General features: G+C 58.9%; 14 protein-coding genes. 11 read left to right on the forward strand and 3 right to left on the reverse strand.

What is annotated here, in order from left to right; genetic code table 11:
- Positions 1-88: 88 nt before the first annotated feature.
- Together ABRP93_RS06470 and ABRP93_RS06475 are read left to right on the forward strand one after the other, a co-directional pair.
- Positions 89-772 (forward strand): DUF2334 domain-containing protein, encoded by a 684-nt coding sequence (locus tag ABRP93_RS06470; protein WP_349887328.1) that lies wholly within the window; start codon positions 89-91, stop codon positions 770-772.
- 27 nt (positions 773-799) lie between these two features.
- A complete protein-coding gene (locus tag ABRP93_RS06475; RefSeq protein ID WP_349887329.1) occupies positions 800-1,033 on the forward strand; it encodes an excisionase family DNA-binding protein in 234 nt (77 codons plus the stop codon).
- Between the two features lie 6 nt (positions 1,034-1,039).
- On the opposite strand, the gene ABRP93_RS06480 is transcribed toward ABRP93_RS06475, so the two are convergent.
- Positions 1,040-3,772, reverse strand: a complete 2,733-nt coding sequence (locus ABRP93_RS06480) for an ExeM/NucH family extracellular endonuclease (RefSeq protein WP_349887331.1) — start codon at positions 3,770-3,772, stop codon at positions 1,040-1,042.
- 279 nt (positions 3,773-4,051) lie between these two features.
- On the opposite strand from ABRP93_RS06480, the gene purS reads away from it, so the two are divergent.
- The 8 genes from purS to ABRP93_RS06520 all read left to right on the forward strand — a co-directional run bounded on the left by purS (position 4,052) and on the right by ABRP93_RS06520 (position 11,244).
- Positions 4,052-4,294 (forward strand): phosphoribosylformylglycinamidine synthase subunit PurS, encoded by a 243-nt coding sequence (purS, locus tag ABRP93_RS06485; RefSeq protein ID WP_005279580.1) that lies wholly within the window; start codon positions 4,052-4,054, stop codon positions 4,292-4,294.
- Entirely contained in the window at positions 4,295-4,978 is a 684-nt protein-coding gene (gene purQ / locus ABRP93_RS06490; protein ID WP_023023855.1) for a phosphoribosylformylglycinamidine synthase subunit PurQ, read from the forward strand.
- A 13-nt stretch (positions 4,979-4,991) separates the two neighbouring features.
- Positions 4,992-7,301, forward strand: coding sequence for a phosphoribosylformylglycinamidine synthase subunit PurL (gene purL / locus ABRP93_RS06495; RefSeq protein WP_349887332.1), 2,310 nt, complete (start codon positions 4,992-4,994; stop codon positions 7,299-7,301).
- A 145-nt stretch (positions 7,302-7,446) separates the two neighbouring features.
- Positions 7,447-8,730 carry a glycosyltransferase family 87 protein gene (locus ABRP93_RS06500; protein WP_349887333.1) on the forward strand — a complete coding sequence of 428 codons (1,284 nt, stop codon included), beginning with the start codon at positions 7,447-7,449 and terminating at the stop codon, positions 8,728-8,730.
- A gap of 105 nt (positions 8,731-8,835) precedes the next feature.
- Positions 8,836-9,087 carry a hypothetical protein gene (locus tag ABRP93_RS06505; RefSeq protein WP_349887335.1) on the forward strand — a complete coding sequence of 84 codons (252 nt, stop codon included), beginning with the start codon at positions 8,836-8,838 and terminating at the stop codon, positions 9,085-9,087.
- A gap of 156 nt (positions 9,088-9,243) precedes the next feature.
- Complete coding sequence (locus ABRP93_RS06510; protein WP_349887337.1) at positions 9,244-9,969, forward strand: type IV toxin-antitoxin system AbiEi family antitoxin domain-containing protein; 726 nt, start codon at positions 9,244-9,246, stop codon at positions 9,967-9,969.
- Between the two features lie 96 nt (positions 9,970-10,065).
- Complete coding sequence (locus tag ABRP93_RS06515) at positions 10,066-10,194, forward strand: hypothetical protein (protein ID WP_349887339.1); 129 nt, start codon at positions 10,066-10,068, stop codon at positions 10,192-10,194.
- Positions 10,195-10,275: 81 nt separating this feature from the next.
- Positions 10,276-11,244, forward strand: coding sequence for an alpha/beta hydrolase family protein (locus ABRP93_RS06520; protein ID WP_349887340.1), 969 nt, complete (start codon positions 10,276-10,278; stop codon positions 11,242-11,244).
- A 19-nt stretch (positions 11,245-11,263) separates the two neighbouring features.
- Here the strand turns inward: ABRP93_RS06520 and ABRP93_RS06525 are convergent, their stop codons facing one another.
- Positions 11,264-12,271: a TDT family transporter gene (locus ABRP93_RS06525; protein ID WP_349887342.1), complete on the reverse strand. Its 1,008-nt coding sequence runs from the start codon at positions 12,269-12,271 to the stop codon at positions 11,264-11,266.
- 335 nt (positions 12,272-12,606) lie between these two features.
- Here ABRP93_RS06525 and trhA point away from each other — a divergent pair, with 335 nt between their 5' ends.
- A complete protein-coding gene (gene trhA, locus ABRP93_RS06530; protein ID WP_232208563.1) occupies positions 12,607-13,266 on the forward strand; it encodes a PAQR family membrane homeostasis protein TrhA in 660 nt (219 codons plus the stop codon).
- Positions 13,267-13,338: 72 nt separating this feature from the next.
- Here trhA and ABRP93_RS06535 read toward each other — a convergent pair whose 3' ends face one another.
- Positions 13,339-13,887, reverse strand: coding sequence for a Panacea domain-containing protein (locus tag ABRP93_RS06535; RefSeq protein WP_349862550.1), 549 nt, complete (start codon positions 13,885-13,887; stop codon positions 13,339-13,341).
- Between the last annotated feature and the right edge of the window lie 27 nt (positions 13,888-13,914).

Below are 13,914 nucleotides of genomic sequence, written 5' to 3' on the forward strand. Positions count from 1 at the left end.
CGCGCAGCACGGTCACGCGCTGGCCGGCACCCTGGCCTGCGTTCTGGCCAGCGCGCGGATCTGGCGGTACTGTGCGATAATTTGAGCTATGACTAGCCACCTTCTGGTTTCTATCTCCAGTATTTTTGAGGACACTCGGAAGCAGGCTACAAGCTTCCTGTCGGTTCTGGACCGGGAGGAAATTCCCGTCTCCCTGCTCATCGCCCCGCACATTGATGGCAATTGGCACCTGGCCAAGGACAAGGACACTCAACAGTGGCTGAAGGATCAGGCGGCCGCGGGCCGTCCGCTTATCCTCAATGGTTTTGACCAGGCAGTCCAAGGCCGCCGCGCGGAGTTTGCCAATCTCAATTCCCACGAGGCGAAGCTGCGCCTAGCCGGTGCGACCCGGCAGATGGCGCGGATTGGTTTCGAACCAACCATCTTCGCGCCCCCGCGCTGGCGCATGTCTCCTGGAACTTTGCAGGTCCTGCCCAAATTCCCCTTTGAAGCGGCAGCTTCTACCCGTGGAATCCTGGAGGTGCCGACCGGGAAATTCCACCAAGCCCGCAACCTTTCTTTTGGTGAGGGCTTTGGTTCCGCCAAGTGGTGGCGCAAAAACATTATCCGCGCGGCAGAGCGCTCCGCCCAGCGCGGCAATACCGTGCGCCTTTCCATATCCGCTCGCAACCTGGATGACCGCAAGGTCATTAAGGACTTTGTAAAGGCTGCTCGCCGCGCCCTCGACGCGGGCGCTACTCCCGCTGATTACAGCATTTACCTGCCGCGTTAGTTCGGTTGACGCCTTATAGTAGATCACATGAAACGAACAGATGAACTAACAACGCAACAGGCGGCAGACTTTCTGAATGTCTCTCGGCCGCGTGTCATCGAGCTCATGGATGAGGGAACCTTGAAGGGGCATACAGAAGGCGCCTACCGCCATCTGTATGCCTCCAGCGTGCAGGGCTATAAACGCCAGAGAGACCTTGAGCAGCGTGCTGCGGCTGACGAGCTCGCGGTGCTCTCTGACGAGATGGGCTTATACGAGTAGGCGCTCCTACTTGCTTAGGCCGTTGATGAAGTCCTTCGCCTGCTGGGGGAGCATGCCCCAGATGCCAGCGGGGATGATCTTCTGCAGGTTGCCGGTGGCAGCCATGAAGCCGGGGATGGCAAGCAGGCCAGCCAGGATGGCGAAGCCGATAATGGCGCCGGTGCCAAGTGAGCTAGAGCCGAACCCGAAGCCTGGGCCATCGGTATTGTCGTCTTGGTTGGCATCGTTGCCCTGATCGCCGTCGTCGGTGGATTCATCCTCACCCAGGGTGAAACCGACCTTGACAGGGTCGTGGTCGGAGGCGCGGAACGGGGAGTCGTCGTAGAAATCCACGGCGTTGTAGTTGCGGCGGGAGTACTCAAAGGCAACGGGTTCGTCGGCGTTGATGTTCCACACTTGGGCATCGTCAAGCGCGCCCGAAGCAACCTCATTGGCTAGGACGTGGTCCAAGGTGCCGAGCAGGCCGCCGAACTGGTAGGAGGTATCGGCGCCGTACTTTTCCGCAGGCACGGTAAAACCATCATTGCGGAAGACATCGAGCGCGGTTTCGTGGGTGTAGGTATTGAAATCACCCAGGGCGAAAAGCGGCTTATCCTTCCAATCGTCCTGCTTGTGCAGGGCATCGAGCACGGCCTGGGCCTGGGCATTGCGGACGTTGGGGTTATTGCCCTGGCCATCGCCGGAATCCTCATCGCCCTTGGCCACCGAGCCCTTGGACTTGAAGTGGTTGGCCACGGCGACGAAGGACTCGTCATCGCTATTGAGCGGCTGGAATTCTTGGGCCAGCGGCTCGCGGGCGGTGCCGGAAAAGCGCGGATCCTGGAAGATGCGGGATTCGCCTACGGGCTTGACCACGTCCTTGTGGTAGATGAACGCGGTGCGGATAACATCGGGGTGCTCAGGGACTTGCTCCTTGGACGGGGAGGGAACGAATGCCCACTTCTCGGTGCCCGCGGCCTCGTTGAGTTTTTCGGTCAGGCGTTTCAGCGCCTTATCGCGCTGGCCAAATTCCCCAGTTACGGCGTAGCCATCTTCGATTTCGGAAAGGCCAATGACATCGGCATCCAGGCCATTGATGGCGGCGACGATCTTGCGCTCTTGGTCCTTTAACGCGGATTCGGTATAGGCGCCGCGGGTCTTGCCGCGGTTGACGGTGACCTTATTGCCCGCGCGGTCGGTATAGGCGCTGCCACCGAATTCCTCACCCAGGGAGGTGAAGTAATTCAGCACGTTGAAGGCGCCGATGGTGTATTCGCCCTTGACGTCATCAACGGCGTACAGCTCCGCATCGCGGGATTCTTCCCAGGAGATGGGGAGATCGGCGCTAGCGGTCTCACCTGTGACCGGCTCGGTGGGCTGGAAGCGCCACTGATCGTGGGAGTAGCCCACGATGACTGGGTGCTGGAATTCCACGGTATCGGTGGTGCGCAGGGACTTGATGGTCTTGCCGCCATCTTGGGCGATATAGGGCAGTGGGGTGTCCTTATCGGTCCTTAAATAATCGCGGGTGCGGCCATTATCTAAGGTAACGAGCTTTTCCGCGTTGTCCTTGGCCAGTTTTTGCAGATCGGAATTGGGGTCGGTGGAAGGGGAGTGGACATCGGAAGGCTGGCGGAAGGCCTCATCGCCCGGGGCGAGGCCGACCTCGCCGTATTGGTTGAGCGAGTAGTTATTGGTCACGGTGTGCGTGCCGGGCTGGATGAGCATGTGCTCAAAGGACTCGCGGGCGCTGTCGCCCTGGGGCAGCTCATCCACGGCGAGCGGGGTGACCTCCTCCAGCGCGGTATCGAGCTGCTTGAGGGAAGAAGCGCTGACCTGGGTGGCGCCGTAATACTCGGAAACCTGGCCGGTGACCTCTACGGAATCACCGATGCTGGGGTATTTATCGGCGCCCTTTTTACCCATGTGGACAAATAGCGCCTGGGAGGCATCGGTGGCTTCTTTGCCGGTGCCGCCGGTCTGGATGGTAAAGCCGTTGAGCCCGCCCTCGCTCCACACGCCGGTGACAACGCCCTGGGTAGCAACGTTTTGGCCCTCGAGCGGGGAGGTATCGCCGGGGCCTTGGATTTCCGCAATCGGGGTTATGCCTTCGGGCGCGGGAAGATTCTCAGAACCTGCGGAATTATCGGAGCCACCCGGCTGCGGGGCCGGGGACTCGTTGCCAGAGTTGGTAGGAGACGGTGCACCGATGGTGAAGTCTGCGGAGTTGTCATCGGTATCGGCGCCCGCCGCGTTGCGGGAAGCAGAGGTGTCATTAGACAGCGAGCCGGTGGCAGCTCCTTCAGACTTGGAGGCGGCGCCGTAACCTACTAGGTCAATGGTGTTGCCGGTGGCATCGGCAAGCTGCACCGAGCCCTTCGTGCCGGACATATTGACCTTGCCTTGCGCATCCGGGGTGGGAAGAGCCTGGGCCTGGCCATTGCCGGCCGCACCCTGCACCAGGTAGTAACCGTGGGGAGCAATGGTGCCAGACAGGGTTATCTTTCCGCCGCTATTGCCGTTGGAGGCGAAGTACTCCACGGACCAGCCGGTGAGATCGATTGCAGCATCGGTGGGGTTATAAAGCTCGATGAAATCATTGGAAAAGCTCGCACCCTTATTTCCGCCACCGCCGTAGACCTCAGAGATGACCGCGGTGGAATTATCCGGGGCGGCCAAGGCGGTAGGCACCGCGACGGATAGGGAGAGGGTGGAGAAACTGGCAGCGAGGGCTACCCTGCCAAGGCGGCGAAGAGCCATAGAAGTCACCTTAATCATAGAGAAAGTTGTCATGGACGCCTTATATTTTTACTCGCTGAACAATCGGTGTACCCAGGGTCGCAATCGGTGGGTTGTGCGCGAGCAGGCGGTGAAACCTGGGTGCCGCGCAAAATTCGTTTTCCTGTTGGTCGTAATTTACGCGGAGTTTGCATTACCGGGGTGAAAACCCTGCAGTGGGGGTATATCTAGGGATTGGGCGGGGGTATGACTACACTGAATCGGGCAGACCTAAGCCCCATACAGTAAGGCAAAAATTTCATGGCTCGTGTAGTTGTCAATGTCATGCCCAAGGCGGAAATTCTGGATCCGCAGGGCCAAGCTGTCGTCCGCGCATTGGGTCGCATCGGAGTATCCGGTGTCAGCGATGTGCGCCAAGGAAAGCGCTTCGAACTCGAGGTAGATGATTCCGTTACCGCAGAGGAACTGGATAAGGTGGCAGAAACGCTGCTGGCTAATACCGTCATCGAGGACTACGAGGTTACGCAGCTGGAGGTCAAGTAAGTGACCGCAAAAATCGGAGTAATCACCTTCCCCGGCACCCTGGATGATGTGGATGCCGCCCGCGCGGCCCGCACCGCCGGCGCCGAGGTCATTAACCTCTGGCACGCAGATGCTGATCTGCACGGCGTGGACGCGGTAGTCGTGCCGGGCGGTTTTTCCTATGGTGACTACCTGCGCTCGGGCGCTATTTCGGCGCTCGCCCCCGTCATGCGCAGCGTCATCGACCGCGCCAAGGCGGGAATGCCGGTGCTCGGCATTTGCAATGGTTTCCAAATCTTGACTGAAGCAGGCCTCTTACCGGGCGCATTGACCCGGAATAAGGGCCTGCATTTTCATTGCACCGATACTTACCTGGAGGTGGAGCACTCCACCACGGCCTGGACCAGCGAGTTTGAAAAGGGTCAAAAGATTTTGGTGCCCGCCAAGCACGGTGAGGGCCGCTTCCAAGCAGGCGATGACGATATCGCCCGCATCGAGGGCGAAGGCCGCGTGGTCTTCCGCTATACCGATAATTACAACGGCTCCATCAATGGCATTGCTGGGGTAAGCGATGAGACCGGCCGGATTGTGGGCCTCATGCCGCACCCCGAGCACGCCATTGACCCGCTGACCGGCCCATCCACCGACGGATTGGGACTATTCGTATCCGCCATCAAGGCCGTCGCGGAAGCGCCGGCGGTTTAAGGAGGCCACCTACATGACCGTTTCTAATGACACCGTAGACAAGGCGCAGTCCACCCCGGATGAGCAGCAGCCGTACGTTGAGCTCGGCCTGAAGGATGACGAATACCAGCGCATCCACGATATTCTGGGCCGGCGCCCCACCGACGCGGAGCTGACCATGTACTCCGTGATGTGGTCCGAGCACTGCTCCTATAAGTCCTCCAAGACGCACCTGCGCTACTTTGGTGAGACCATGACGGAGGAGATGGGGGAGAAGATCCTCGCCGGCATTGGTGAAAACGCCGGCGTGGTGGACATCGGCGATGGCAATGCGGTGACCTTCCGCGTGGAATCGCACAACCACCCCTCCTACGTGGAGCCCTACCAAGGCGCGGCCACCGGCGTGGGCGGCATCGTCCGCGACATCATGGCCATGGGTGCGCGCCCGATTGCCGTGATGGATCAGCTGCGCTTTGGGCCTGCCGATGCCCCCGATACCAAGCGCGTGCTACCCGGCGTCGTCTCCGGCGTGGGCGGCTATGGCAATTCTTTGGGTCTGCCCAATATTGGTGGCGAAACCGTCTTTGACGAGACTTATGCCGGTAACCCTCTGGTCAACGCCCTGTGTGTGGGCACGCTCAAGGTCGATGACCTCAAGCTCGCCTTCGCCTCCGGCACTGGCAATAAGGTCATGCTCTTCGGTTCCCGCACCGGCCTGGATGGCATCGGCGGCGTATCCGTACTGGCCTCCGATACCTTTGAAGACGGCGCGGAGCGCAAGCTTCCTGCCGTGCAGGTGGGCGACCCCTTCGCGGAAAAGGTGCTTATCGAATGCTGCCTGGACCTCTACCACGCCGGTGTTGTGGTGGGCATCCAGGACTTGGGCGGTGCCGGCCTGGCGTGTGCCACCTCTGAGCTGGCCGCGTCCGGCGATGGCGGCATGGAGGTCAACCTCGATGCCGTGCCGCTGCGCGCGGAAAACATGACCGCCGCGGAAATCCTCGCCTCCGAGTCCCAGGAGCGCATGTGCGCCGTCGTGGCACCGGAAAACGTGGAGAAGTTCCGCGAAATCTGTGAGCATTGGGAGGTCACCTGCGCCGAAATCGGTGAGGTTACTGAGGGTGACCACCTGGTCATCCGCCACCAGGGCGAGGTCGTGGTCGATGCGCCGGCTGGCACCATCGCGGATGAAGCGCCCGTCTACGAGCGCCCTTACGCCCGCCCCGAGTGGCAGGATGAGCTGCAGAAATACCAGGGCACGGACAAGCGCGGCCTGGTGGAATCCCTGCAGAAGCTCGTCTCTTCGCCTTCGCTGTGCTCGCGCGATTTCATCATGAATCAGTACGACCGCTACGTGCGCGGCAATACCGTCCAGTCCCATCACGCGGACGCGGGCGTGCTGCGCATCGATGAGGAGACCGGCCGCGGCGTCGCCGTTTCCGCCGATGCTTCTGGCCGCTACACCAAGCTGGACCCGAACATGGGCGCGCGCTTGGCCCTGGCGGAGGCCTACCGCAACGTCGCGGTCACCGGCGCCAAGCCCGTCGCGATTACCAATTGCCTGAACTACGGTTCGCCGGAAAACCCGGACGTGATGTGGCAATTCCGCGAATCCGTGCATGGGCTTGCCGATGCCGCCGTGGAACTGTCCATCCCCGTCTCCGGCGGCAACGTCTCCTTCTACAACCAGACCGGCTCCGAGCCCATCCTGCCCACCCCGGTCGTAGGCGTGCTTGGCGTTATCGACGATGTGCACCAGGCCATTGGCAATAACCTGGGCACCGTCAATGAGAAGGAAGTCCTCATCGCCTTGGGCGAGACCAAGGATGAGTTCGGCGGTTCCATCTGGCAGCTGGTGAGCGCCGAGGGCGCCGACAAGGACAGCCTCAACGGCCTGCCACCCCAGGTGGACATGGCCAATGAGAAGCGCCTCGCGGGCTTCTTCCACGGCAACGATCTGCTTACCGCCGCACACGATGTCTCTGAAGGCGGCCTAGCCGTCGCCGCCTTTGAGATGGCCAAGCGCGCCGGTGCGCTTGCCGATGCCGCCGGCCTCGGCCTCGACCTCGATCTCACCGCCGTGCACGAGGACGCCTTCACCGCGGCCTTCTCCGAGTCCGCTTCCCGCGCGCTCGTGGCCACCACCGCTGACCGCGCCGATAAGGTGCTTGCCCGTGCGGCAGAGCTCGGCATCCCCGCGGCCATCGTGGGCGAGACCACCGAAACCGGTGCCCTTACCCTGGGCGGCGAATCCGTGGCCATCTCCCAGCTGGTTGAGGCATGGTCTGCCACCTTGCCTGACCTCTTCGGTCACGCCGTGGGTGCCAACTCCGTTGTGGAGTAAGCCAGCCCCTGTCACCGCTTAGCTCAAGCCCGGCTTTGGCCGGGCTTGAGGAGCATTTAGACTATCTTCGGTGATCGGGGCCGTTGCCCAATGAGCATCGCCCTTTCTCTCTGTCTCGAATCGAAATTTTTATATTAGGAGTCCCATGAGCGCGCATTCCCGCCATCAAGCCTCCGCGCCCGCATCAACAGTGCTGCGGTGGTACCACCATTGTATTGGGCTGGTGTTTGGCCTCGTGGTTGCCGCAATTTCTGCCGGAAAACTGAATTACGGTGACTGGGGTGCGCTATGGATTGCTGGATTGCTCGTTCGCGATGGAAATCGGGAGCATCTATATAGAATCGATGAACGCGATTTCGCACTGCCACGTGGTGATGTGTGGTTAGACACCATCGCCCACTCTGATGTCACTGAGTTCCCGCACCCTTATGTTCACGTCCCATTTCTCGCGGATGTGATGAGCCTGGTCGTGCGGGTCATGAGTTTTGATGTCTCCGTGATTTTACTCGCGATTGCTTCCGGTTGGGCGTTGGTGGTGCTGATAGTCTCCGCCTGGTTCTTGTGGTTTGAAGAAGAGATACCAACCATGGCCTTGCTTTTTGGAATCCTCTTGGGCTGGGCATCGGTAGCTTTTCAATCATCGTTGCTACTTGGCCAGACGAGCCCGCTGATTTTTGCGGGAGTTGCCTACGGCCTTGCTGCTGCTCGCGTGCACCCAGTGCGCGCGGGAATTGCACTAGGGCTTGTATCTGCAGTGAAGCTAACCCCCATTATTCTCGTGCTCATCTGCGTGGTTTTCCCGCGGGCGCGGAAAGCGGGATTGGTAGCACTCGGGACAGGAGCCGTTGCTGTACTCTACTCAATCGTCGTTTCTGGCTGGGACGTGTTTACCTCTTGGTGGGATACCCTTCAGGACATCAAGGCGGCAATAATGGTCGCTCCTGTCAACGGATCGATTGCTTCCCAATTGAGCACCAACCGCGTTGAAGATGACAGCATTCTTGTCACCATCGTCCATGATCCTTCACTGGTTGCCAGCCTTATTCCGCCTTTTGTAGCCCTGGCATTGATTGCGCTGGTTATTGTTACCGCTTTGCGGTCACAGGAGCCGTGGCGCATTGCTGCCGTCGGCATCTTTACGGTTCTTACGGCTACCGCCAATATCTTGTGGGACCATTACGTCTTGTGTGCCGTATTGCCACTGCTAGGCGTTCTGGCCCGCGGGCAGAATCGCATCATTTATGTTGTGCCGGTCTTGGGGCTCTTCTTCTTCCCACCACTGGCCAAGGCAGATTCTGATATGTGGTTGTCGTGGTCCTCGTTGATCGTCTTGGTGGGTTTTGTCATCGCACTGTGTATCGCGGAGTTAAGCCGGAAGGACGCCCTGCCTCTGCGGGACCGCCGCCTTTCCTTCAAAAAGGCGAGTTAGTAGGCGGCTTTTCTCCACTAAATCCGCTACCACGCACCTCCGGAACCGAGGACTTGAAGATCGCTGCCCGGCTGCTATCCGCCCGATGATGGTGGCACCCACTCAGTGATGGTGTATATCCACGGCGGGCAGTTGGTGCTGAATGCGCTTGCCGATGCTGCCGGCCTCGGCCTCGATCTCTCCGCCGTGGACGAGGATGCCTCCATCGCGGCCATCGTGGGTGAGACTTCTGAAACCGAGGCGCTTTCCTTAGGCAGCGAATCCGTGGCCATCTCCCAGCTGGTTGAGGCATGGTTCTCCACCTTGCGTGAGCTCTTCGGCTACGCCGTCGTGGGCGCTAATTCTGTTGTGGGGTAAGCCGGCCTCTAGCATCGCCTAGCTCAAGCCTGGCTTTAAGCCGGGCTTTTTGCTTTCAAGCCTGTGCAACGTAGGTACTCAATCCGTCTTTACTTGTATCCCTCTGGTTGATACAAGTAAAGAAAGAGGCCAAGGGTAGAGGGGTTCGGTGCCGAAATGAAAGCTGTAGAAATTCTGGCGTGGCTAGAATCCTTAGCGGCAAATCAGTGGGGCATTATCACTACGGCTCAGGCTCAACGCGAAGGTATTTCTCGCCTCCACATAAATCGCTTGGCAGGGAGCGAGATCCTAACGCGCGCACGCAGGGGCATCTACCTTCTTCCCTCAGTTCAGCTTGGTCCATTAACGGATGTCAGGGAAGCTTGGATATCCCTTGAACCAAATCTATTTGCGGTAGAACGTATAGAAGCCGACAATAAGATCGTTGTGTCTCATGAGTCCGCAGCACTTATCCATAGCATTGGTGATTTGATTCCGAATACACAGACTTTCTCGGCTTCTTTGCGGAAACAAACCAGTCAGAATGATATCCACATTTATGACGATCGAGAGATAGAAGTCGGGGATATAGAAAATATCGACGGATTGCCCGTAACCTCAGTAGAAAAGACGGTGGAGGACTTGGCCTCCCAAATAATGGAATTCAATTATTTGGCGACTCTCGTCGTGGACTCCTTGCGAAAAGAAGGCGTTCGATTAAAGAGCTTGGCAAAGCGGCTGAACCCAGTGTCAGCAGCTTATGGATTCAATTCTGGTAACGATCTTTTGGCTGCGTGTTGGGAAGAAGCAGGGGCTGACGAAGATAATGAAGAGTTCCGAGATCGCTTCTTCATCAGCGCGGGCACTGGTGTGGAGACAAGGAGTTTTAGAGACTCTCGTTAGCCGCAGAGTGCAGTGAAACGGCATAGAAGAAAATGCGCCCACTGGAGCTGCAATCACCACCACGAATTCCCAGAAACGAGGACTAACGTTGCCGGTATGAAGATCGTTGCCCGGTTGCTGTCCGTCCCGCTTGCGCTTGTCGCTTTCCTCGCACTGTGGCTTGCGGTGGCGCCGTTTACGCCGCATATTCCCTATTGGGGCGCGGGTGCGCTCATCGGCCCGTAGTATGTCGGTCCGGTTGTTATCTTTTCCCTTATTCTTCTGGTCCTTGCGGCGCTTGGAAGGTTCGGCTCCCGCAGCTTCTACGTGCCAGGCGCGTTTGCGGCGGTTGCCCTCATTGCAGGCATAGCGCTCTTTGGGACGCAGATTCATGCCGCGAAGGAGCAGGGGACCGACGTGGATATTAGCGCCGCGTTTAGTTGGGCTGGTGTGGAAAGCACCGACGAGGGCCCTGATCACACGGTGGCCTACGATTCTTTCCATGGCGAGGACTTGGACATGGATATTTATAGGCCCAATGATGGCGGCACCCACCCGGTGATGATGTATGTCCACGGCGGCGGCTGGGATCAGATGAACAAGCACTCCCAGGCGTTCAATATGCGGCAGATGGCGCAACGCGGCTACCTCGTATTATCCATCGATTACACGCTGTCCAGCTGGGATCAGCCCACGTGGAAGGTGTCAGCGGGGCAGGTGGGATGCGCGATGAATTGGGCCCACGCCCACGCAGTGGATTATGACGGCGACCCGGAGCGCTTCTTTATGTACGGCGAATCCGCCGGCGGCCAGTTGGTGCTGAATGCGACTGCCGATGCCGCCGCGCGCCCCAACCAGCTGCCTTCCGCCGATTGCCCCGGCACGCCGGCCGTTCCCCGCGCCGTGTATGTGGATTCACCGGCCCTCGATGTCCGCCACATCTATGATTCTGACGATCCCTATGCCGCGCAGGGTTCCCGCGATACCGTGCAGAAATACCTGGGTGGAACGCCGGAGGAATATCCAGACCGCGCGGATTTCGTTACCTCGGCTACGCACCTTACTTCGGACATGCCGCCCATCAAGATTGTCCGCAGTGACAACGATCGCCTCGTCCCGCCGGAAAGCTATGACGACTTTCGCCGCATAGCGCATGAAAAGAACATCGACCTGAGCGAGTACGTGCGTCCTCACGCTGACCACGCATCCGCCCTCAGCGCCCATGGAGTGTGGAATCAGCACTTGCTCCAGGCGATGCCCCAATTCTTCGCCGAGCACGATCCGCAAGCTTCTTAGGCTCCCGAAACCCCTGGGGTTATGCGTGGCTTACTTGACTGACCTTGAAGTGCTCGGAAGCGGTTTTGACGGCTCCAAAAGCAGCCCAAGTGACGTGGAGGAGAAGCAAAACAAGCAAGGCGGCGCTGACAGTATCCATCCAGCCCAGGCCCCACGCCAGCGCCGCGGGCTGCGTGGACAGGGTGTGAGTGTCGAGGCAGCAGGTGCCCACGGGGAAGGTGCTGGCCCACCAGCTGGGGTTAAAAGACATTGGGGTGTTTCCAAGAGCGGTACCCCAATGCTTGGCGATGGCATAGACCGACAGCGGCACGCCGAAGCTCAGCATCACTACACCATAGATCATGGCGCGGAAATGCCATTGGTCACCGGCGAGTAGCTGTGCTGCCGCGGTGGACTGGCCGACCAACCCCAGTGGAATCCAAGCGGTGGCGGCGAAGTTAATGGGAACCTTGGGGAAGGTACGCCGGTAAACGAAGGCGAATATCGGCATTCCCGTAACCCAAGCCAAGACGAAGCAGAACACGCCGATGCCGTGGATGACCGAGCTCCACTCGCCAGCGTGCGTTGCCAGCTGTGCCGAAGCAGTGGCGGAAACCATAGGTGCCACCAGCGGAAGCCCTAAGGCAAAGGCGGGATTAGTGGGATGATTGAAGAGAAGATACTTTACATACTTTAAGCAGGTAATCACGCTGAGGACGGTTCCCACGGCCCAACACACAGCGTGAATTGACCAGGCATCAAAGATGAGGGAGTAGGCGCTGCCCAAGGCAAGGATGCCCATGGAAACCATGCCCCATGCAGGCATGTCGTCGGAATGAAAACCTGGATTTCGGTACTTAATGAATCCCGCCGTGAGCGCCAAGAAGACAAGAGTCGCCACGCCGAGCATGATTTCGGCAGGGAGGCGCCCAATCACCGGGCTTAAGTGCGTATCGATGAGGGATGAGGAGATCGATAGTCCCATGAGTGCTCCCGCCCAGGCAGGCCCTAGCGGAGGAATTTTCATGTCATTCCGAACTTTTAACATTTCAGGTTATTTGCTTCCTCATGCTCGTGGGAGACTGCGCAATCCGAACGGAATTCCAATGAATAAATATACTCCTACAAGGGTCGATGATGGAGATCGGGCTTTACCCATGCGTTAATGGAAACCATGTGGCTCGTAGATGGGATGGATTCTGGCGAAAAGGATTAGATTCTCCTTTTCCTTGAAGCTCTTTACTCCCCTCAGTAGACTTACGGTAACGTAACTTAGCTCTGGTGGGAGAAAGAAGTATCGCTGTGGCTCAGATACATGCTGAAGGAACAAAAGAGGCGGGGGAGCATCCCTTGAAAGAAGGCTTGGTGCAGCGCACCTATTGGATGGCGGATCGCGGCGAGCGGCCGCTGACCCGTGGATGGGGTCATGCGCTGGCGGCGTTGCTATCGGTAATCGCCTCCACCGTGCTCATCACGTATGCGTGGATGACGCTGCACTGGTGGCAGGGGCTAGGCGTTACCGTCTATGGCCTAGGATTGGTAGGGCTTTTTGGCGTCTCGGCGCTGTACCACCGCTATCCGTGGCCTAGCCCCCGAGCGGTGCAATGGTGGCGGCGGGCGGACCACGCCACGATTGCGGTATTCATTGCCGCCACATACACCCCGTTGTGTTTGATTGCGTTATCCCCAGCGCAGGCAGCATGGATGCTCGCCATTGCGTGGGCGGGCGCGATCTTGGGCGTGATTTTGAACCTAGTGTGGATTGAGCACCCGCGGTGGCTCGATGTTGTGGTGTACCTAGCGCTGGGCTGGTTGGTGCTGCCGCTACTACCCACGCTGTGGAGTGATGCCGGCGCAGCAGTGGTCTGGCTATTGCTGGCCGGCGGCGTGGTTTACTCCGTAGGTGCGCTGGTCTATGGCTTTAAGTGGCCTGGGCGCAATGCGCGCTACTACGGCTATCACGAGCACTTCCACACCGCGACCATCGCGGCGGCAGTGGTGCACCTCGTGGCGGTATGGCAAGTGGTCGTTGGCGCTGCCTAGACCGTAATTGCCGTGTTATTGAACAGGGCGGCATGCGCCAGGATGATCAATCCTTGCCGCAAATCCGTCTGGTTAACGGTCAGCGAGAATCCGGAAAGTCTCCCACCAGTCTTGTTCGATTTCCTTGGCCTGTGGTGTGGCTAAAACTTCATCCACATCCCCGTTGAGGTCAACATTAGGCAAAAGAACTTCTGCTGGTTGTAGCGGAGGTCGCGGGGTGGGCTCGCCGGAGATCATCGCCTGGGAGAACTCTTGGAGGAGCTCGTTCCAGGCAAGGCCATGACTCAAGTCAGAAAGCCGGGTCGATTCAACTCCGCCGTAAAACGCGATGATGCTATCTACTACTGCACGTTCGTATGTGCTGAGATTGTCGGACAGGCCACCGGGAACATAGGGGACCGGCCAGGGCTCTTTGGTCCCTGCTACCTGCCAGGTTTGAGTGCGCAGTTCGCGGGAAACAGGGCCATGTCGCCACGCTTGAAACTCCGCTTGGAATAACGGTCGGCCCGTCCACGCCAGATGCCAGCCTTGGGAGAAGTAGCACAGCTTGTACAGCTTGAGCTTGTCCACATTGGGAATGCGTTCAGTTATGTACTGCCCAACGTCAAAAATTTCAGCCATGCTTTCCTCCTTTCAGTTTCGCGTTAA

This window comes from Corynebacterium sp. KPL2850 (genome assembly GCF_040225855.1).
Classification (GTDB): domain Bacteria; phylum Actinomycetota; class Actinomycetes; order Mycobacteriales; family Mycobacteriaceae; genus Corynebacterium.